Genomic DNA, 19,983 nt, shown 5'->3' with positions numbered 1-19,983 from the left:
ATCTCTATATAGATGCCAGCTAGCTCTCTTTATCTGTTTTTTGTTTATTTTATTCTTAACTTTCTTCGTAAACCTGCTACCCGTGACCCTAGCAACCGGTCTGCTAACCTAGTTTTTAATGCGGCATACAAGTACACAAATCCACCGATAGAGGCTGAAACGCCCATGTTGATCAATGAGCCTATTCTGTCTTTTGGTTCAAATAATCGATACATCCCTTGTTGCACAATAAAAACAACTAAGGCCATGGCGGCCGTAATGATTGCCATCAATAAAAGGCGTCTTAGCAAGAAACCGATATTCAAGTGCGTCATTTTGTAGATAGCGCGTAACATTAAATAGGTTGTCGCCCCAAAACCAACAATGTTGGATAACAGCATACCATGCGTACCAGCTATAGCCAGCAACGGGTATTGAACCACCAGTTTAACCACTAACCCAACTGCCATTGCTACCAAAGCTCGCTTTGTTTGGTTGGCTGCTTGAAGAGTCGATCCCAACAAGACAAACAATCCTAGAAAAATGCTCATATAAGAAGACAGTTGCAAAATGCTTGCTCCAAATGCACTATAACCATAAACAACGGTATAAAGAGGTTTGGCAACGACTGCCATACCGATTGAAGCCGGCAGCATAATGAAGAAAAATAGTTGGATACTATCGCTCATTTGTGCTCTTACATCAGCCATTTTATTTCGCGCTAACAAATCAGCAATCAGCGGCACAGAAGTAATCGCCATCGAACCCGCCAAAGAAATAACGACCATGATCAGTTTATTTGCATTCCCTGCAGCGATAGCATAATTGTTTTCAATTTGCTTCGCTGTCATATCACTGACCGCATTCATAATTGGTGCAAATGTAAATTGATCGATCAGCTGAAAGAAAGTGATTCCTGAACCAATGATAATAAACGGTATCGCTGTTTTAATAATGGATTTGAAAATCTCATTAGTGGAAACAGATATTTTGTTTCTGCTATTTGCAACATTTATATCCAGTTCCGGCTTTTTCCGCCAAATAACGTACAGCAAGTAGCCGATACTGAACACCGCTCCAATAAAGGCTCCAAAAGTTGAAGCCGAAACAGCGTTAACGACACTTCCGTCTGATACCACTCGGATAAGATAGACAGCAGCCAGCATAAATATGACTCGGCCTAATTGTTCAATAAATTGTGAAATAGCTGAGGGTGCCATTGTATGATGACCTTGAATAAAACCGCGTGTGACACTCATACAAGGAATAATCAACAAGGCCCAGCTTAACGATCGGATGACTTGCGTTCCATCACTTACCGAAGCAGTAGGACTATTGGCTGCAATAAATGGTGCAATCATATACATTAAGATGGCTGCAACAATTCCGGTAATGGCCATTACCTGCAGCCCTTTTTTATAAATTTCACGACTGATTTTATATTCCCCTAAAGCGTTGTAATAAGAAACTTGCTTGGCAATAGCGGAAGGAACTCCGGCTGTAGCAATATTTAAAAACAATGCGTAAGGCGTATACCCTACCATGTAAAGAGCATTGGCAGAGTTTGCTACATCTTGCGTACCCATCCATGCCATCCAAGGGATAATGTATAAAACCCCTAAAAGCCGAGATAAGATGCTGCCGCCGGTCATCCAAGCGGAGCCGCTGACCATTTTGTCTCGTGAGCTTTTTTCATTCACCGATGCATTTTCTTTCGTAACATCCTTTGACATTTTCCATAACCCTACTCTCATACTTTTATGTACTAATATCTATTCTACTTCTTTCCCAATACCGTTGCAATGCTTTGCAGAGCGTCTTAGAGGATATTTACAAAAATTTAAGGTTCTCATTTTTGACCCCATTAGAAAAGACCACTGTTTTTTAAGCCAGTGGTCTGATCCCTTATTCTAAAACTAATTCGCTACAATATTAACCAATTTCCCAGGAATAACGATTACTTTTCGGACTGTTTTTCCTTTAATGGCTTCTTGAATTTTCTCATTAGTCATTGCTAAAGTTTCCAATTCGTCTTTCGTGATTTCTTTAGATGCTTGGGCTTTAGCTTTTAATTTTCCGTTCACTTGAAAAACCACTTCTATTTCATCTTGTACTAAGAATGCTTCATCATACGTTGGCCATGCTGCATAAGAAATGCCTTCGTCACTGTTTGTCAAAACGGCCCACAACTCTTCACCTAGATGAGGAGCAATCGGAGCTAACAACTGTACAAAGCCTTTCATGTACTCTACCGGTAAAGCTTTGGCTTTATAGGCTTCGTTCACAAATACCATCAATTGTGAAATAGCTGTATTAAAGCGCAGTTGCTCAAAGTCTTCCGTCACTTTTTTTACAGTTTGGTGGTAGGCTACATCTAATGATTGATCATTGAATGTGGTTACGCGGTCACGAAGTTGCCCTTCTTCATCCATCAATAAACGCCAGACTCGGTCTAAGAACTTGCGACTGCCTTCAAGGCCGTTTTCATTCCATGCAATCGAAGCATCCAACGGTCCCATAAACATTTCATACATCCGTAATGTGTCTGCTCCATATTTTTCAACCACATCATCAGGATTTACGACATTGCCTTTTGACTTAGACATTTTTTCGTTGTTTTCTCCCAAAATCATTCCTTGATTAAATAATTTTTGGAAAGGTTCTTTCGTTGGAACTACACCGATATCGTATAAAAATTTATACCAAAAACGTGCATACAACAAATGTAAAACAGCATGTTCGGCCCCGCCAATATAAATATCAACCGGCAACCATTCTTTCAGCTTTTCAGGGTCTGCTATCATTTCATCGTTAGCAGGATCGATAAACCGTAAATAATACCAAGAACTTCCTGCCCATTGCGGCATGGTATTTGTATCACGGCGGCCTTTCATCCCTGTTTCTGGATCGGTAACATTGACCCAGTCGGTAATATTAGCCAGTGGCGATTCGCCAGTACCGCTTGGTTTGATTTCATCTGTTTTTGGCAGTAACAACGGAAGCTCTGATTCAGCTAACGTAGTTGATGTGCCATCTTCCCAATGGATAACCGGAATCGGTTCGCCCCAGTAGCGTTGTCTTGCAAATAACCAGTCACGCAAACGATACGTCGTTTCTTTTTTACCTAAACCTTTTTCTTCTAGCCAAGCATTTATTTTAGCAATGGCTTCTTCTTTGCCCAAACCATCTAGGAAATCTGAATTGATGTGTGGACCATCTTCTAAAAAGGCCTCTTTTTCTATTTGACCGCCTGCTAAGACGGGGGTAATTTCTAAGCCAAAAGTTTTTGCAAACTCGTAATCCCGTTGATCGTGTGCTGGAACAGCCATGATTGCACCTGTACCATAAGACGCTAAGACATAATCAGAAATCCAAATCGGTATTTCTTTCCCGTTTACTGGATTTACTGCGTAAGCTCCTGTGAATACGCCAGTTTTTTCTTTGCTTAAATCCGTCCGGTCTAAATCACTTTTCAGACTAACTTTTTCAATATAAGCTTTGATTTCTGCTTCTTGTTCAGGAGTCGTAATTTTTTCCACTAAGTCCAATTCTGGTGCCATGACACAATAAGTTGCTCCAAATAATGTGTCTGGACGAGTCGTAAAAATAGTGAAGTCTTGTTCTGTATCTTTAACTGTAAAAGAGACATTTGCTCCAACCGATTTTCCGATCCAATTGCGTTGCATATCTTTAATACTATCAGGCCAATCAACCAATTCTAAATCTTCTAATAAACGTTCAGCATAAGCTGTTATTTTCAACATCCATTGTTTCATTGGTTTGCGGAAAACAGGATGTCCGCCACGTTCGCTTTTTCCATCGATAACTTCTTCGTTAGCCAATACTGTTCCTAGAGCAGGACACCAGTTAACCGCAACTTCTGCTTCATAAGCTAATCCTTTTTCGTATAATTTAATAAAAATCCATTGGGTCCATTTGTAATAACTTGGATCAGTCGTATTGATTTCACGTTCCCAATCGTAACTAAAACCCAATGAGTTGATTTGACGCCGAAATGTTTCAATATTATGAGCAGTAAACTCCGCAGGATCATTTCCGGTATCTAACGCATATTGTTCAGCCGGCAAACCAAAAGCATCCCATCCCATTGGATGCAATACATTGTAACCTTGTGCACGTTTCATACGTGAAAGAATGTCTGTCGCAGTGTAGCCTTCTGGATGTCCAACATGTAACCCTTGTCCAGATGGGTACGGAAACATATCCAGAGCATAAAATTTTTCTTTTGCCGAATCTTCAGTTGTCTGGAAAGTTTTATTATCTGCCCAGTACTTTTGCCATTTTTTTTCAATAGTCTTATGATTGAAACTCATATCGTTAATCCCTCTTCCTCAGTTTAATCGTTTAATAAATTAAAAAATCGCCCTATGAGCGCAGATAAATGATCTGATACTCATAGGACGATTGAACAGTTTACTGATCGTGGTACCACCTATGTTTTCTACAAAATTTCTGTAGACTCTTCTTACCTTTAACGCAGGCGTTACGGCTTTACTTACTGATCGATTTCAGTAAAGCAACATCCAAGGCGAGTTCAAAAGCTTTCTTTATGCATTTCCACCAACCATGCACTCTCTTTAAAAGAAGTATTTCTACTATTCCTTTTCTTTGTTTTTAACTATTGATTCTATTCTATCAAATAAACAGCTAGCGAGCAATAGCAAAGTGCCCTTCATCTCTTAAACAAAGGGCACTACTCAATTCATTTAATTATTTTTTTAATTTAGTCATTTCATCAGCAACAAATTGAACTTCGGTTCCGACGATAACTTGGATGTTATGGTCAGAAACTTTGTTGATGCCAATTGCTCCGGAAGATTTGATTTTCTTTTCATCGACTTTAGACATGTCTTTAACCTCGAGACGCAAGCGCGTTGTACAATTGTCGATTGAGGTTATGTTTTCATCGCCGCCTAAACCAGCATAAATCATTTCAGCTTGACGTTTAAATTTATCATTTTTTGACGAAGAAACAGCTGCGTCATCATCTTCCACGATTTCTTCATCTTCGTCATCTCCTCGGCCTGGCGTTGCCAAGTTGAATTTAACGATCACAAAACGGAAAACAAAATAATAAATAGCAAAAAAGACTAATCCTTGAAGGATCAACATATACGGTTGGTTTGCTAATGGCAATCGGAAGCTTAACACAAGGTCGACTAAACCAGCACTAAATCCAAAACCAGCTGTCCAATGGAAAGTTGCTGCAATAAATAGTGAAATCCCAGTTAAGACCGCGTGTACCAAGTACAATAACGGAGCTGCAAACATGAATGAGAATTCCAGCGGTTCAGTAACACCTGTAAAGAAGGCAGCAAAACTGGCTGCGATCATTAAAGATGCTACTACTTTTCTCTTGTTGTCTTTAGCTGTGTGGTACATCGCTAACGCTCCGCCTGGCAGACCGAACATCATGATCGGGAAGAAACCAGCTTGATACATACCAGTGATTCCTTTTGTCCCTGTACCTGCCCAGAAGTTCCCAATATCATCAATACCGGCCACATCAAACCAAAATACAGAATTCAATGCGTGGTGTAAACCTGTTGGAATCAATAAACGGTTGAAGAATCCGTATAAACCAGCACCTATAGCACCTAATTTACTAATACTTGTACCGAATGTTACTAATGCAGAGAACACTACCGGCCAAACGAATAATAAGATTAATGAAACAACCAGCATCGCCATTGATGTCATGATCGGCGCAAGTCGTTTTCCACTGAAAAAGGCCAATGCTTGCGGCAGCTTAACATGACTAAAGCGGTTATACATAGAAGCTGCAACTAAACCAGATATGATCCCAACAAAAGCATTATTAATTTTGTCAAATGCAGGGCTGACTGCCTCGATATCAATACCTTGCAGCATAGACACAGACTCTGTGCTTAATAAAGTCGTGACTACTAAGAAAGCTACCAGTCCACTAAGCGCGGCTGCTCCGTCTTTGTCTTTTGACATGCCCAGTGATAACCCAACAGCAAATAATACAGGTAGGTTATCGATTACTGCTGAACCTGCTTTAATGAGAAATGCTGCATAGACGTTTTCTCCGCCCCATCCGCTTGGGTCGATCCAATAACCGATTCCCATTAAAATCGCAGCTACAGGTAAAACCGCAACTGGGAGCATTAACGAACGTCCAATTCTTTGAAAATATGATTTCATTATTTTTTCCTCCTAGAATAAATGCATATATAACAGAATAATGATAGATAAGCAAAATAATATGTTTTCCATTCTTGCTAGTTAACGTTTGTTCATTAGCACTTCCCCTTTTTCACCAAATCAAACTGTTTTTAATTAAGCGGTTTGATACAGTTGAGTAATTTTTGATACTTTACATTCTAGATTAACCAACTTTTTACTCAACGCCAAAATCATACCAATTTAGAAAACTCTTGTCAAATGAGAATTTAATTACAATAATCCCCTCTCATTAAACCAGACCACTGCTGCATTGGTATCCATTTCAACTCTCCTTTACTTTTTAGAAAAAAATCTCTAAATACCATATATACCAATTTCATAAAACAAACATATATTAACATAAAAAAGTGCTTAAACATTAGATTTCTCTACGTTTAAGCACTTTGTTTACTCTTTTATTTATTTGATTAGAAGGGTTTGTCCTACAAAAATGACATCAGATTTCAAATAGTTCCACTCTTTTAAACTGGCTACTGAAACTCCGACTTTATTTGCGATTGCCCATAATGAGTCATCACGAACAACTGTATAGGATGTTAACTGTTCTGGCGTTTTAGTTACAACATCAGATTTTACAGATGTTATAAGAGTTAAGTTTTGGCCAACAGAAAGACTATCCGAATTCAGATCGTTCCATGATTTTAAATCTGAAACTGATACACCATTGCTATTGGCTATTCCCCATAATGTATCGCCACTTTTAACAATGTGGTTGGATTGAGCAGCACCACTTGTATTTTTATTAGTGGTTGGAACCGGAACTGTTGGTGTTTTTGCAGTCGCGGTTGAATTTGCTTGATTGCCGACTTTAACTGTCAACGTTTGACCAACATAAATAGTATCCGTGCTCAATTTATTCCATGATTTTAAATCAGATAGAGAAACTCCATATTTAGAACTAATTGCGGATAATGTATCCCCGCTCTTGATCGTATAAGAAACAGCTAGATTCGAAACTGTTGCATCTGTTTTATTCGAATTTGTTGTAGCAGTTGATCCACCTTTGATGGTTAAGTTTTGACTAACCATAATCGTATCAGATGTCAAATTATTCCATGACTTCAAGTTCGCTACAGATACACCTTTGCTGCTCGCTACTCCCCACAATGTATCGCCGCTCTTAACAGTGTAAGAAGACGTTGTTGTATTAGAAGGTGTCGACGTATTTGGTGTTGAGTTATTGTTTGTTGAACCCGTACCGCCTTTGATCGTCAAGTTTTGGCCGATATAGATCGTATCAGAGGTCAAATTGTTCCATGACTTCAAATTCGCTACAGAAACACCATTACTGCTCGCCACTCCCCACAAAGAATCTCCATTCTTAACGGTGTAAGAAGACGTTACTGTGTTGGATGGTGTCGATATGTTTCGTGCTGTATTAGCGCTGGATGAATTTGTACCGCCTTTGATCGTCAATTTTTGTCCAACAAAAATTGTATCGGATGTCAGATTATTCCATGACTTTAAATTCGCTACAGATACGCCATTGCTGCTTGCTACTCCCCACAATGTATCGCCGCTCTTAACGGTGTAAGTAGACGTTGCTGTATTCGTAGGTGTTGATGTTGTTGGCGTTGTATTCGTTGAACCTGTGCCGCCTTTGATCGTCAAGTTTTGTCCAACAAAAATCGTATCGGATGTTAAATTATTCCATGACTTCAAGTTCGCTACAGACACACCTTTGCTGTTCGCTACTCCCCACAACGTATCGCCGTTCTTAACGGTGTAAGTAGACGTTGCTGTATTAGAAGGCGTCGACGTGTTTGGTGTTGAATTATTATTCGTTGAACCTGTGCCGCCTTTGATCGTCAATTTTTGGCCGATATAAATCGTGTCGGATGTTAAATTGTTCCATGACTTCAAATTCGCTACAGATACGCCACTGCTGTTCGCCACTCCCCACAATGTATCTCCGCTCTTAACAGTGTAAGAAGACGTTGCTGTATTGGATGGCGTCGACGTGTTTGGTGTTGAGTTATTGTTTGTTGATCCCGTACCGCCTTTGATCGTCAATTTTTGGTCGATATAAATCGTATCGGATGTCAAATTGTTCCATGACTTCAAGTTCGCTACAGATACACCTTTGCTGCTCGCCACTCCCCACAACGTATCGCCGCTCTTAACAGTGTAAGAAGACGTTGTTGTATTGGATGGCGTCGACGTATTTGGTGTTGAGTTATTGTTCGTTGAACCTGTACCGCCTTTGATCGTCAATTTTTGGCCGATATAAATCGTATCGGATTTCAAATTATTCCAAGATTTCACATTCGCTACAGAAACACCCATACGGTTCGCAATTGCCCACAACGTGTCGCCATTTTTAACGGTATAAGAAGAAGCCGTTGTATTCGTATTAGGCTTTTCAGATGATGAAGAATCAGATCCAGTAGAACCTGGATTAGGATTTACCGGTCCAGTATACCCACTGTCAAATCGTGTTAAATTATAAGAGTTAATAATATTGTTTAGCTTAGAAGCATAACTTGGATCGGTAGCGTAACGTCCCTGCAACCATGCAGTTGCATCGTAAACACTAGTACTATTGCTTTTCCAAGCTCCTGAGTAAAAGTTTGAATCCCAATTCGTTCCATTTTTTAACAAGTTAGCATTATCTTGTAATGATTCTGCATGAGATGGATATTTTTTAAAGTTTTGAGGAATGTAGACCCATCCGCCACTTGCGCTCCATTCGGAAGTATACATAGTAGCTGTTTGACCATTGTAGCTTCCTTTAATTCCAAACAAATTGTGGTTTGGAGAAGAAGATAATTTACTGGAACCCCAACCACTTTCTAAAGCTGCTTGAGCAATCATCAGAGAGGCATATAAGTCATTTTTTGGTGCTACCTCAGCAGCATAAGCGCCAATGAACTCTACAAATTCTGCATTCGACATTTTTTCAATTGCTTTATTTGAAGTGATAGCTGTCGTTACTGTCTGAACAGCCCCTACTGCAGCTTTATTCACTGCCAAAACTTGTCCCGGATGAATCAAGTCTGAAGATAAGTTATTCATCTTTTTCAATTCAGCTACAGAAAGGCCATTTGCTTTTGCAATTTTATTTAATGTGTCTCCTGATTTGATGGTATACAGTTTAGCAGTCTCTGCTTTTGCTTTGTCCGCTGCTGCTTGATCTGCTTTTGCTTTGTCTGCTGCCGCTTGATCTGCTTTTGCTTTGTCTGCTGCCGCTTGATCTGCTTTTGCTTTGTCTGCTGCCGCTTGATCTGCTTTTGCTTTGTCTGCTGCCGCTTGATCTGCTTTTGCTTTGTCTGCTGCCGCTTGATCTGCTTTTGCTTTGTCTGCTGCCGCTTGATCTGCTTTCGCTTTGTCCGCTGCTGCTTGATCTGCTTTTGCTTGATCCGCTGCTGCTTGATCTGCTTTCGCTTTGTCTGCTGCTGCTTGATCTGCTTTTGCTTTGTCTGCTGCCGCTTGATCTGCTTTTGCTTTGTCTGCTGCTGCTTGATCTGCTTTTGCTTTGTCTGCTGCCGCTTGATCTGCTTTTGCTTTGTCTGCTGCCGCTTGACCTGCTTTTGCTTTGTCTGCTGCTGCTTGATCTAGTTCAGCTTTCTCTGCTGCCGCTTGATCTGCTTTAACTTTGTCTGCTTCAGCTTGATCTAGTTCAGCTTTCTCTGTTGCTGCTTGATCTGCTTTCGCTTTGTCTGCCGCTGCTTGATCTAGTTTAACTTTGTCTGCTTCAGCTTGATCTAGTTCAGCTTTCTCTGTTGCTGCTTGATCTGCTTTCGCTTTGTCTGCCGCTGCTTGTTCTATTGCAGCTTTCTCAACATCACTAACTTCTTCACTGTCTTCAACAATTTCAGTAGTTAATGACGCTTCAGCTTCGCCTGCTGATACTGGTGTTTCACTCATTTTATTTTCTGCTGCAGATGTTTCTTCAACAACCGCATCAATCTCGCCAGTTTCTTCTGTTTGTGCGTATGTAGCTTCTGTTTCTTCTTTATCAGTTACAATTGTAGTTGCAATTGACATTTTTGTAATGGTTGCTTCGATTGCCTCTTCAGAATTTACAGTATCGTCGTTCTTCACATCTAACGCTGTTTCAATTAATTCATCGATATCTTCCATATCTAATTCTTCAAATATTAATGTATCAAATACTTCAGCTGTTAAGAGGCTTTTCAATTCTTGTATTTTTTGTTCTTTTTCAATTGCTTTATCTTCAGCCGCGTTCTCTGTAGTATCTGAACTTTTCTCTGTCGATTGAATACTTGTTTCTGATTCTTTGGCTACTTCTGTTCCTTCTGTAGTTCCCTCTGTGACTACTTCTGGATTATTTTTTAAATTCTCTTCAAGTTCTTTGCTACTTGAATTTGCCAAATCATTCGCACTAGCTGATGCAGAAAAAGAAGGAAAAGCCAATAAGCTAACTAATAAAGTTGTACTTAAAACTGCTGTCCCTCTTTTATACACAGCATTCGATAGATCCTTTTTCCCAAACAACTTTTTACTATTTGCAGCGACAATTCTTTCTTTTCTAGTTTTTTCCAACGCTATACCTCCTGATTTAAACAATCTTTTGGATAAGGAGCTGTAATCGCCCTTATCAATGGTTTATAATGAGTCCTTCTTCTATTATAGCGTTGAATTCGTCCATATGATAGAAAATTGCAGAGATAAGCTGCTTTTTAATATACGTTACACAATCGTAATATTTTATGCAAAAAAAAATAGGCAGATAAACCATTATCCGCCTATTTCCGTCTTTCTTATATTACAATTTTGTTTACAGTTATTAAGTAAACTGTGGATCTCCAAGCCAATCAAAATCCAATAAGTACTGTACTTCTTTTTGATACGGCAACCAAATTTCAGCTTCTTTGATATTCATGATTGATTCCCAAAAAATAAGATCAGCTTGTTGTTGCTTAGTTGTTTTTATTTTTACTGTTTGTCCAGTTTCAGATTGCAAGATTATATTTGGAAACTCAATACTTTTTACTTGACCTGAACCAATTGCATCATTATTTTCCATGTCATCAAGCAGCATTTTGTCACACTCCTATCTCTTAACTATCTCTAGTGTACTCAATAGAGATTAAGGAAGTAATAAGAAAGTATGAATGTTTAGTTATTTCACGAGAAAATAATTTAAACGAAACTTGACATTGCTAGATACCGAGACTGATTGTACCTCGGACTTTAGTCTTGTTTGTGGACTCTCGCCTTGTAATGCCTTGAAGCTGGCAGTATAGTCATTTTAAAGATACATAATAAAATGAAATCATTGATACGAAAGAGGTTAAAGTATAATGAACAAAGAACATTTTTTAATCGAATTAAAACTGAACTTAACCGACTTGCCGCCAGAAAAAGTTTCTGCTATTTTAGCTGAATACGAAGAAAAATTTGCAGCAGAACTTACAGATGGAAAATCTGAAGAACAAATAGCAAACGAATTAGGGCATCCAAAACAGTTAGCCGCCGAACGGTTAATTCAATTTGGCATCAAACCAAAACCAAAAGAAGCCAGCTATAGTCAAGGCGATTGGGTAGAATTAGACTCTGAACCAGAAGTATTAAATGATGAAATTGAAGCGCAGCAGTCTTATTCGCCTTTTGTTCAGTTTATCAAAGCTGTTTTCATCATTGGCTTTAATCTGTTTTTTGTTTTAACCCCAATGATCGTCTTGCTTTTTTGTCTCTTGGGGGCTTGGATAACCGGCATTGCATTTAGCTTCGCTCCTATTTTCGGTATTTTTGCTTTGCTTGGAACTTATTCCGTTGCAACAGTCTTCCAAACGTTTATGACTATTTTGATTTGCGGAATCGGCTTGGTAATGCTTGCTGTTTGTTATTCTTTCACACGCGTATTAACTAAACTGTTTAGACGTTATCTAGTATGGATGAGACGCGCTATAGTAGGAGGACGATTAGCATGAAGAAAAATACACTTGCGTTATTAGCTGTAGGACTGTTCTTTATTGCCATTGGCGGCATAGGCGCAGCTCTTACTTATCAAAAAGCTTTTGATTCGGTTCATTTTGATTACCAAGAAACTGTAGCTGTCGAAGACATTCAAAACCTCTCTATCACTGGAACTTCAGCCGCTGTCTATCTTACAAAAACAAACGCCAAAGAAATATCTGTTAACGTTGAAGGCCTAAATGCAGATTCGAAAGTATACACACTAGATTCCAACAAAAACAGCGAGACCTTGCACTTAAACATCAATGAAATGGAACAATCTTCCAATACCATTTTAGACTACCTAAACACCGGTATTGTTCGGGTGACCATCGAAATTCCTGATTCCATCGAGACCCTTTCTCTCAGTACAGAAACAGGAACTGTTTCCATAAATCATTTGACCCTTTCTGCTCTTGCGATCAAAACTGAAGTAGGTTCTATAGATATAAACGATAGTCAGCTAGATCAGTTGAACGTCAAAAACACAGCCGGATTTACTGACATCACTCAATCTATTTTTCAACAGTTGACGATTGATTCGGACGCTGGTTCGGCTAATCTGACTAAGGTTGTAGCTGATGAAACAGAGATAACCACCGACGTTGGGCAAATCGATTTTTCTCAAGTAACTGGAAAATTAACAGCTCAAACAAATGCTGGCGCTATCGTGCTATCGAATCCAACGATTGACCAAGATGCTACGCTCACAACCAACTTTGGAACCATTACTGTTTTAACTGAAAACACTCCAGAAAATCTAACAATTGAAACGTCTCACCAGCTAGGGAGGGTCTCTCTTTTTGACAAAGCAGAATCTAAGGCTCTTTTTGGGGATGGGACCCATCTTATGAAGTTGACTACAGATACTGGTACTATCTCTGTTTCTACTGCGCCTGATGAAGAATACACTTCAGAATACAACTAATGCAACTGGTTATTGCTCTCTCTTATTTGTGAACGATACTGTCTTATGCTAAAATAAAGCGACTGTAGGATACGGTTAATTTTCTTAAAAAAATGACAGGAAGTACAAGATAATGAACTCAAAAAAAAATTCTTTTTCACTTTCGCCTTGGCTAAGTACCTGCCTTTTATTGTTGCTGCCTTTTAGCATCATTGCTTCAAGTATTTATCTGAATAGTAAGTGGATCATTTCATTTGATCAACTGATCAGCAAACCGATTTTAGCTAGCATGACCAATATGAAAACAGCATTCTTTATTTCATTAACGAATCTCGGCGGTGTGCCAGCGTTATTTTTAGTTGTTTCTCTTTGCAGTTTGTTTCTTATTTGGCATTATAAAGACTTGGCTGCTGCCCTTTGGTTCTTTATACAATCTGCTCTCGGAGCTGGCTTATTAAACCAATTTGTTAAACTGGTATTGCAACGGGAACGTCCGACCATTGAACATTTAGTGGTCCAGGGCGGTTACAGTTTCCCAAGCGGTCATTCAATGGGGTCTTTGATTTGTTATGGCGGGCTTGCTTTCCTCTTCATTCAATTCTCAAAAAACAGCCGTTGGAACTGGCTTGTGATTGCCGTTACGGCCATTCTTGTCTTCTTGATCGGTATGAGCCGGATTTATGTAGGTGTTCATTTTCCTTCTGATGTCATTGGGGGGTATTGTTTAGGAGGCTCTTGGCTAGCTCTATCCATTGGTCTTTACCCTAAATGGAAACAATGGACCAAAAATAGACAGAACACTCAAAAACGCTAAACCTTTCCATCTTTGAGAAAACTTTCAAAGATGGTTTTTTGTTTTTAAATAAAAGCAGAAAACATGGTAAACTATGAAGTGTACAGTTAGGAGGGATACTATGATTGAAAACGCCTTGCGTTACAGTCATACGCTTTTGAAAAATACAGTAGTTAGAGGCGATAAAGTCATTGATGCGACCGTAGGAAATGGCGGCGACACCATTTTGCTAGCTACTCTAGTTGGACAGACCGGTACCGTCTATGGTTTTGATATCCAGGAGCAAGCAATCCAGACGACTAAAGAAAAACTTATGCTAACCGGACTTAGTGAACAAGTTGAACTTTATCAACAAGGACATGAAACAGTTGCGGATATAGTACCCGAAAAGACAGAAATCGCTGCGGCTATTTTTAATCTTGGGTATCTGCCTAAAGGCGATAAATCGATTATTACACAAGGGAAAACAACGATTCAAGCCCTTAACGAAATTTTACTTCGGTTGCGAAAAAGCGGCTTAGTATTGATCGTCGTTTATTATGGTCATGAAGGCGGAAAAACAGAAAAAGAAGCTGTCCTAACGTTTGCTGAACAATTGCCTCAAGAATCATTCAATGTGCTGCAGTACAACTTTATCAACCAGCGCAATACACCGCCTTTTTTACTGGCTATCGAAAAGAAATAAAAAGAATCTAGCAGAAGCCGCTAAGTAGCTTCCTGCTAGATTCTTTTTACTTTTCTTAAATAATCTCTTCTTTTTTAGCAAATTGATTAAATATCAATGCTAGTAAAACGGTCATAAATCCATAGAAGAAAACATTATGAATTCCATCGTATAGAATGCCTCTTAATGTAGGCAATAAATTAGGGTCAAGATGAACAGCTGTCAACGGATTAATCAATTCATTCATCATGTTGCTTTCAACTCCGGTTGATTGATGAACCGTTAGTTGCTCAGCCATCTTGTGATTTAAGATAATTCCATAAAGGGAAACCATGATCGTTTGTCCCAAAATTCTAAACAAAGTATTGACGGAAGTCGCTACACCTATTTGATTTTTAGGTACGACGTTCTGTACCGTTACGGTTGTCGTTGTGATGGTCAATCCCATACCAAGACCAATCAATGCTGTAACTAGAAGAAACACATAGAAAGGAGTGGTGATTGGCAATAGTACAAGGATAAAAGCACTTAGACTGACGATGGTTAAACTCGTTGTTAAGATCGTCTTAACTGGTCGTTTTAACAACATTTGTCCGGCTATGAATGAACCTACGATCCAAGTCAACGACATTGGAGTGATGGCAAATCCACCCATGGCTGCTTTTAAGCCTTTCAATCCTTGCATCCACATAGGGATATAAACGTCTACTCCAATCAGAAAACCACTTACTAAAGCTGCAGCTAGGTTTTGAATAACGAAAGTTCGATTGCTGAATAAACTCAAAGGCAAGATTGGATCCGCAGCTCGTTTTTCTACAAAAATGAAACTTGCGAAAGATACTGCCGCTGCACCAAACCATATCAGCATTGGAGCTTTGAACGTTCCGGCATCTCCGAAAACTTGAATGCCATAAAGTAAGAACAATAATGTTCCGGTTAACGTTATGCTGCCTAAATAATCGACGGCTTTTTTCTCATACGTAAAGTCTTCATGTAAGAATAGAGAAATTAAAATAATGGTCACAATGCCGATAGGAACATTAATATAAAAGATCCAGTGCCAGCTTAAGTGGTCAACGATAAATCCTCCGAATAGAGGACCAAAAATTCCTGCGATCCCCCAAGCAGCTCCGTTTAACCCCATAATTTTTGCACGCTTTTCAAAAGGATAAATATCAGCGATAATCGTTGAAGTTACAGGCATGATTGCCCCTGCTCCGATTCCTTGAATAGCTCTAAATAAAATTAATTGTTCCATTGATTGTGCAAGTCCGCATAATGAAGACCCAATAACAAAAATAAGCAATCCTGTAATAAAAATAGGTTTTCTACCAATCATATCGGATAGCTTTCCATAAATTGGTGTCATAATAGCGTTTGTTAATAAATAAATTGAAAATACCCAGTTCATGATCGACATTCCTTCAAGACTGCCGATGATGGTTGGCATTGCTGTAGATATAATCGTTCCTTCAACTGCAGTCATAAATGTCGCAACAAAAATTGCGATCGTTATAATCACTACATTGGTTTGTTTTTTGTTCTTCTCCATATTTGCCTCCATTCTATTCCTAGCTTACGGGTTTATTACCCCTTCAGCTCAAAAAAAATATACTTAAAGCGCCTCTATCTTTATCTTCTAAAGATAGAATGCGCTCTTTGATTCCTTAAGCTAAAGATGCTTTTAAAGCATCGACTTTATCTGTGTGTTCCCATGTTAAATCAATATCTGTCCGGCCAAAATGTCCGTAAGCAGCTGTTTGCTTATAAATAGGCTTTTGCAAGTCCAGCATTTTTATGATTCCGGCTGGCCGTAAGTCAAAATTAGAACGTACAGCTGCAATTAAATCAGCTTCAGATACCGTGCCCGTCCCAAACGTATCGATTGCAATGGAAACCGGTTGAGCTACTCCGATAGCATAAGCTAATTGGACTTCACATTTTCCAGCGAATCCAGCTGCAACAATATTTTTAGCAATGTACCGTGCTGCATAACTAGCTGAGCGGTCAACTTTTGTTGGATCTTTACCTGAAAATGCGCCTCCGCCATGGCGAGCATATCCACCGTACGTATCAACAATGATTTTACGTCCTGTTAGCCCTGAATCGCCCTGAGGACCGCCAATAACAAAGCGTCCTGTTGGATTAATAAAGTATTTAGTCTTTTCATCCAACAGCTCTTGTGGAATTTCATGCTTGATAACCAGTTCCATCATGTCTTTTTTCAGCTCGTCTTCAGTTGTATCAGGATGGTGTTGAGTACTGATAACTACTGTATCCACACGTAGCGGCTTATCGTTTTCATCGTATTCAACCGTTACTTGCGATTTCGCATCAGGTCTTAAATAAGAAAGAGTTCCTTCTTTTCTAACGCTTGCCAAACGTTTGACTAAACGATGGCTTAACGAAATTGGTAAAGGCATCAGTTCAGGTGTTTCATCGATAGCAAATCCAAACATCAAACCTTGGTCTCCTGCTCCGATTTGGTCTAATTCGTCTTCATCAAGTGACTTGTATTCAACTGAATCATCTACGCCTTGAGCAATATCCGGCGATTGTTCGTCAATTGCGACAATAACGGCACATGTATCAGCATCGAAACCAAATTTTGCACGCGTGTATCCAATCCCGCGAATCGTTTCCCGAGCAACTTTTTGGATATCAACATAAGTTGAGGTTGATATTTCTCCAACAACTAAAACTAACCCCGTTGTTACGGTCGTTTCACAAGCTACACGTGCATCTGGATCCTTTGCAATGATTGCATCTAGAATAGCATCGCTAATTTGATCAGCGATTTTATCTGGATGACCTTCTGATACTGATTCAGAAGTAAATAATCTTCTTTCTGTCATTCTATTGTTCCCCCTTTATCTTTTCGGTTACAAGGCTTCTCCACTCTTTTCATCAAGTGAATCCTTTCGGGACTCCATTTGCAAACCTTATATATTTTAACATACTTCCATGTAATTAGGTGAACAATATTTTAGAACTTTAAGATAGTTAGCAATCAGCAGGAGTTTAATCTTCATTAGCTTTTTTTAAGTTTCTTTTTATGCTGTTCCTTCGATTGATTTTTGGTAAGATAGAAGGGCACAACACGTGAAAGGAGATTTTCCAGTGGCAAATTTTACTTATCAACGTTTTCAAGCTTTCTTTAATCACTCACTTTTTATTATTTTCGCTACACCTTTAACCTATCTATTCGTCGGAACCCTGTATGCTGCTCAGATAACCAGAGTTCATTTCCTTCCTTTCTTTCTTCTTTACTGTTTCATTTTATTAAATCAGTTTTTAGAAAAATTCCTTGAAAGGTGGATAAAAAAAACAAGCAGACATTCGACCATCTTCTTACTTATCTTCGAACTGTTAAATTTAAGCTTGGTTGTTTACTTTACCTTTTCTTTGCATTATTTAATTGGGATGCTTTTATTATTTTACTCCTTGCTTGTCCATGGACAATTTTACTTAATCAAAATAGGACTAGCGTGGTTTTCTATCGCTATGCAAGCTGTCTTTAAAGGGGCCATCATGACTTATATCAGTTTTTCCATTCAAGTGTTGTTTATTCCGAACACACTTTTCTTGTGGAGTATTCCTTTAGTACTGTTGGCTTTATTTGTAGAACTAGGCAAGTATCAAACGTCTTTAAAACCATTAGTTTCTGTTACGACTAATGAACTCTTCACTGACCGGACGACTTATCTTGCGTTGAACAGTGTGCTTGTTCTTCTCTACTTCAGCAGTTTTCTAATGTTGTGGCCTTCTTTTTCATACTTTACTTGTTTGCTCCTTTTAAGTATGCCGGCTGCATGGACAGCTATACAATCTTATGATCCAACTAAAGCTGTTAAAAAGAATACGAATACACTCAAACAGTTATCCCTCTATTCCTTACTGTATTTGTTTTTATTTGCCTGTATTATCAGCACGCGCTTTTTCATTCACTAAATGGACGAATAAAGACCCCGTTTTAGTTACGCGGGGGCTTTATTTTTTCTTCTAACAGTACAAATTACAAATACAAAAAAACTCCTCAACCTTATTGAAAGGCTAGGAGTTATAGTATATTCAGATGACCCGTACGGGATTCGAACCCGTGATACCGCCGTGAAAGGGCGGTGTCTTAACCACTTGACCAACGGGCCTTATGTACAAAAATGTAATTTTTTATTTAATGGGCCTAAATGGACTCGAACCATCGACCTCACGCTTATCAGGCGTGCGCTCTAACCAGCTGAGCTATAGGCCCATAAAAAAAAAGCGGGTGACGAGAATCGAACTCGCATCAACAGCTTGGAAGGCTGTGGTTTTACCACTAAACTACACCCGCATAAATAATGGCCCGGGACAGAATCGAACTGCCGACACCTTGAGCTTCAATCAAGTGCTCTACCAACTGAGCTACCGGGCCATAGTATTCAATTAACGGTCTCGACGGGAATCGAACCCGCGATCTTCTGCGTGACAGGCAGACATGTTAACCCCTACACCACGAGACCTTTTTGCATTGTACTATTTATTTATCATATATGTTCTATGATAATAATTGCGGGGACAGGATTTGAACCTGTGACCTTCGGGTTATGAGCCCGACGAGCTGCCAACTGCTCCACCCCGCGATAATAAGAATAAAAAATGAAGATAAGGAGGATAAGAGATTCGAACTCTTGCGTGCTTTTACACACCTGACGGTTTTCAAGACCGTTCCCTTCAGCCAGACTTGGGTAATCCTCCATAATTCCAACTGTTATAACAACTTACTGCATTCAATTATAAGCAATTCATTGCTATGACCCGTACGGGATTCGAACCCGTGATACCGCCGTGAAAGGGCGGTGTCTTAACCACTTGACCAACGGGCCTTGTTTCAAATATTAAAAACGGAGAAGGAGGGATTCGAACCCTCGCGCCGCGTTAGCGACCTACACCCTTAGCAGGGGCGCCTCTTGAGCCTCTTGAGTACTTCCCCAAATCCAATAACTAAAATATATATTTCAATGGGCCTAAATGGACTCGAACCATCGACCTCACGCTTATCAGGCGTGCGCTCTAACCAGCTGAGCTATAGGCCCATAAAAAAAGCGGGTGACGAGAATCGAACTCGCATCAACAGCTTGGAAGGCTGTGGTTTTACCACTAAACTACACCCGCAAAAACGGTCTCGACGGGAATCGAACCCGCGATCTTCTGCGTGACAGGCAGACATGTTAACCCCTACACCACGAGACCTTTTTTTGCATTGTACTATTTATTTATCATATGCGTTCTATGATAATAATTGCGGGGACAGGATTTGAACCTGTGACCTTCGGGTTATGAGCCCGACGAGCTGCCAACTGCTCCACCCCGCGATAATAAGAATAAAAAATGAAGATAAGGAGGATAAGAGATTCGAACTCTTGCGTGCTTTTACACACCTGACGGTTTTCAAGACCGTTCCCTTCAGCCAGACTTGGGTAATCCTCCGTTATAATGTATACAAGG

General features: G+C 39.5%; 12 protein-coding genes, 14 tRNA genes, 1 riboswitch and 1 other annotated feature. Of the genes, 5 read left to right on the top strand and 21 right to left on the bottom strand.

Annotated elements, in window-relative coordinates; genetic code table 11:
- Positions 1–44: 44 nt before the first annotated feature.
- The 5 genes from JHE06_RS02905 to JHE06_RS02885 all read right to left on the bottom strand — a co-directional run bounded on the left by JHE06_RS02905 (position 45) and on the right by JHE06_RS02885 (position 11,215).
- On the bottom strand, positions 45–1,712 hold the full coding sequence (locus JHE06_RS02905; protein ID WP_058920039.1) for a putative polysaccharide biosynthesis protein: 1,668 nt from the start codon (positions 1,710–1,712) through the stop codon (positions 45–47).
- A gap of 183 nt (positions 1,713–1,895) precedes the next feature.
- Positions 1,896–4,313 carry a leucine--tRNA ligase gene (gene leuS, locus JHE06_RS02900; RefSeq protein ID WP_201089404.1) on the bottom strand — a complete coding sequence of 806 codons (2,418 nt, stop codon included), beginning with the start codon at positions 4,311–4,313 and terminating at the stop codon, positions 1,896–1,898.
- Positions 4,314–4,393: 80 nt separating this feature from the next.
- Positions 4,394–4,618, bottom strand: a binding site (T-box leader).
- A gap of 92 nt (positions 4,619–4,710) precedes the next feature.
- A complete protein-coding gene (nagE, locus tag JHE06_RS02895; protein ID WP_201089402.1) occupies positions 4,711–6,168 on the bottom strand; it encodes an N-acetylglucosamine-specific PTS transporter subunit IIBC in 1,458 nt (485 codons plus the stop codon).
- 441 nt (positions 6,169–6,609) lie between these two features.
- Complete coding sequence (locus tag JHE06_RS12360) at positions 6,610–10,716, bottom strand: LysM peptidoglycan-binding domain-containing protein (RefSeq protein WP_201089400.1); 4,107 nt, start codon at positions 10,714–10,716, stop codon at positions 6,610–6,612.
- Positions 10,717–10,960: 244 nt separating this feature from the next.
- Positions 10,961–11,215: a hypothetical protein gene (locus JHE06_RS02885; RefSeq protein ID WP_058920036.1), complete on the bottom strand. Its 255-nt coding sequence runs from the start codon at positions 11,213–11,215 to the stop codon at positions 10,961–10,963.
- Between the two features lie 262 nt (positions 11,216–11,477).
- Between JHE06_RS02885 and JHE06_RS02880 the strand changes: the two genes are divergently transcribed.
- The 4 genes from JHE06_RS02880 (at position 11,478) to JHE06_RS02865 (ending at position 14,517) form a co-directional block, all read left to right on the top strand.
- Entirely contained in the window at positions 11,478–12,107 is a 630-nt protein-coding gene (locus JHE06_RS02880) for a DUF1700 domain-containing protein (protein WP_201089398.1), read from the top strand.
- Positions 12,104–13,060 (top strand): DUF4097 family beta strand repeat-containing protein, encoded by a 957-nt coding sequence (locus JHE06_RS02875; protein WP_201089396.1) that lies wholly within the window; start codon positions 12,104–12,106, stop codon positions 13,058–13,060. The genes JHE06_RS02880 and JHE06_RS02875 overlap by 4 nt, the downstream gene beginning before the upstream one ends.
- Before the next feature lie 112 nt (positions 13,061–13,172).
- A complete protein-coding gene (locus JHE06_RS02870; RefSeq protein WP_201089394.1) occupies positions 13,173–13,853 on the top strand; it encodes a phosphatase PAP2 family protein in 681 nt (226 codons plus the stop codon).
- A 100-nt stretch (positions 13,854–13,953) separates the two neighbouring features.
- Entirely contained in the window at positions 13,954–14,517 is a 564-nt protein-coding gene (locus tag JHE06_RS02865) for a tRNA (mnm(5)s(2)U34)-methyltransferase (protein WP_201089391.1), read from the top strand.
- 55 nt (positions 14,518–14,572) lie between these two features.
- Here the strand turns inward: JHE06_RS02865 and JHE06_RS02860 are convergent, their stop codons facing one another.
- Together JHE06_RS02860 and metK are read right to left on the bottom strand one after the other, a co-directional pair.
- Positions 14,573–16,048 carry an MDR family MFS transporter gene (locus JHE06_RS02860; RefSeq protein ID WP_201089389.1) on the bottom strand — a complete coding sequence of 492 codons (1,476 nt, stop codon included), beginning with the start codon at positions 16,046–16,048 and terminating at the stop codon, positions 14,573–14,575.
- 115 nt (positions 16,049–16,163) lie between these two features.
- Positions 16,164–17,351 (bottom strand): methionine adenosyltransferase, encoded by a 1,188-nt coding sequence (gene metK, locus JHE06_RS02855; RefSeq protein WP_058920030.1) that lies wholly within the window; start codon positions 17,349–17,351, stop codon positions 16,164–16,166.
- Positions 17,349–17,440: riboswitch (SMK box riboswitch) on the bottom strand. (Overlaps the previous gene by 3 nt.)
- A 176-nt stretch (positions 17,441–17,616) precedes the next feature.
- On the opposite strand from metK, the gene JHE06_RS02850 reads away from it, so the two are divergent.
- On the top strand, positions 17,617–18,447 hold the full coding sequence (locus tag JHE06_RS02850; RefSeq protein ID WP_156413295.1) for a hypothetical protein: 831 nt from the start codon (positions 17,617–17,619) through the stop codon (positions 18,445–18,447).
- Between the two features lie 125 nt (positions 18,448–18,572).
- Here the strand turns inward: JHE06_RS02850 and JHE06_RS02845 are convergent.
- From JHE06_RS02845 to JHE06_RS02780, 14 genes are all read right to left on the bottom strand, one after another.
- A tRNA-Glu gene (locus JHE06_RS02845) sits at positions 18,573–18,644 on the bottom strand.
- A 30-nt stretch (positions 18,645–18,674) separates the two neighbouring features.
- Positions 18,675–18,748, bottom strand: a tRNA-Ile gene (locus JHE06_RS02840).
- Between the two features lie 10 nt (positions 18,749–18,758).
- Positions 18,759–18,829, bottom strand: a tRNA-Gly gene (locus JHE06_RS02835).
- Positions 18,830–18,837: 8 nt separating this feature from the next.
- Positions 18,838–18,910 (bottom strand) — tRNA-Phe (locus JHE06_RS02830).
- A gap of 15 nt (positions 18,911–18,925) precedes the next feature.
- Positions 18,926–18,998 (bottom strand) — tRNA-Asp (locus JHE06_RS02825).
- A gap of 47 nt (positions 18,999–19,045) precedes the next feature.
- A tRNA-Met gene (locus tag JHE06_RS02820) sits at positions 19,046–19,118 on the bottom strand.
- Between the two features lie 25 nt (positions 19,119–19,143).
- A tRNA-Ser gene (locus JHE06_RS02815) sits at positions 19,144–19,233 on the bottom strand.
- Positions 19,234–19,289: 56 nt separating this feature from the next.
- Positions 19,290–19,361, bottom strand: a tRNA-Glu gene (locus JHE06_RS02810).
- Positions 19,362–19,380: 19 nt separating this feature from the next.
- Positions 19,381–19,468 (bottom strand) — tRNA-Ser (locus JHE06_RS02805).
- A gap of 29 nt (positions 19,469–19,497) precedes the next feature.
- Positions 19,498–19,571: transfer RNA gene (locus JHE06_RS02800), tRNA-Ile, on the bottom strand.
- 8 nt (positions 19,572–19,579) lie between these two features.
- A tRNA-Gly gene (locus tag JHE06_RS02795) sits at positions 19,580–19,650 on the bottom strand.
- Between the two features lie 5 nt (positions 19,651–19,655).
- A tRNA-Asp gene (locus tag JHE06_RS02790) sits at positions 19,656–19,728 on the bottom strand.
- A gap of 49 nt (positions 19,729–19,777) precedes the next feature.
- A tRNA-Met gene (locus JHE06_RS02785) sits at positions 19,778–19,850 on the bottom strand.
- Positions 19,851–19,875: 25 nt separating this feature from the next.
- A tRNA-Ser gene (locus tag JHE06_RS02780) sits at positions 19,876–19,965 on the bottom strand.
- Positions 19,966–19,983: the final 18 nt, after the last annotated feature.

Origin of the sequence: Carnobacterium sp. CS13 (assembly GCF_016653495.1) — a bacterium.
Taxonomy (GTDB): domain Bacteria; phylum Bacillota; class Bacilli; order Lactobacillales; family Carnobacteriaceae; genus Carnobacterium_A; species Carnobacterium_A antarcticum.
Note: the sequence above shows the minus strand (reverse complement) of the source record. Positions and strands in the feature narration are given on the sequence as shown.

Coding starts and splice junctions, on each gene's coding strand:
- JHE06_RS02870 (WP_201089394.1), top strand. CDS start 13,173: ATGAACTCAAAAAAAAATTCTTTTTCACTTTCGCCTTGGCTAAGTACC.
- JHE06_RS02875 (WP_201089396.1), top strand. CDS start 12,104: ATGAAGAAAAATACACTTGCGTTATTAGCTGTAGGACTGTTCTTTATT.
- JHE06_RS02860 (WP_201089389.1), bottom strand. CDS start 16,048: ATGGAGAAGAACAAAAAACAAACCAATGTAGTGATTATAACGATCGCA.
- JHE06_RS02905 (WP_058920039.1), bottom strand. CDS start 1,712: ATGTCAAAGGATGTTACGAAAGAAAATGCATCGGTGAATGAAAAAAGC.
- nagE (WP_201089402.1), bottom strand. CDS start 6,168: ATGAAATCATATTTTCAAAGAATTGGACGTTCGTTAATGCTCCCAGTT.
- JHE06_RS02865 (WP_201089391.1), top strand. CDS start 13,954: ATGATTGAAAACGCCTTGCGTTACAGTCATACGCTTTTGAAAAATACA.
- metK (WP_058920030.1), bottom strand. CDS start 17,351: ATGACAGAAAGAAGATTATTTACTTCTGAATCAGTATCAGAAGGTCAT.
- JHE06_RS02885 (WP_058920036.1), bottom strand. CDS start 11,215: ATGCTGCTTGATGACATGGAAAATAATGATGCAATTGGTTCAGGTCAA.
- JHE06_RS02880 (WP_201089398.1), top strand. CDS start 11,478: ATGAACAAAGAACATTTTTTAATCGAATTAAAACTGAACTTAACCGAC.
- leuS (WP_201089404.1), bottom strand. CDS start 4,313: ATGAGTTTCAATCATAAGACTATTGAAAAAAAATGGCAAAAGTACTGG.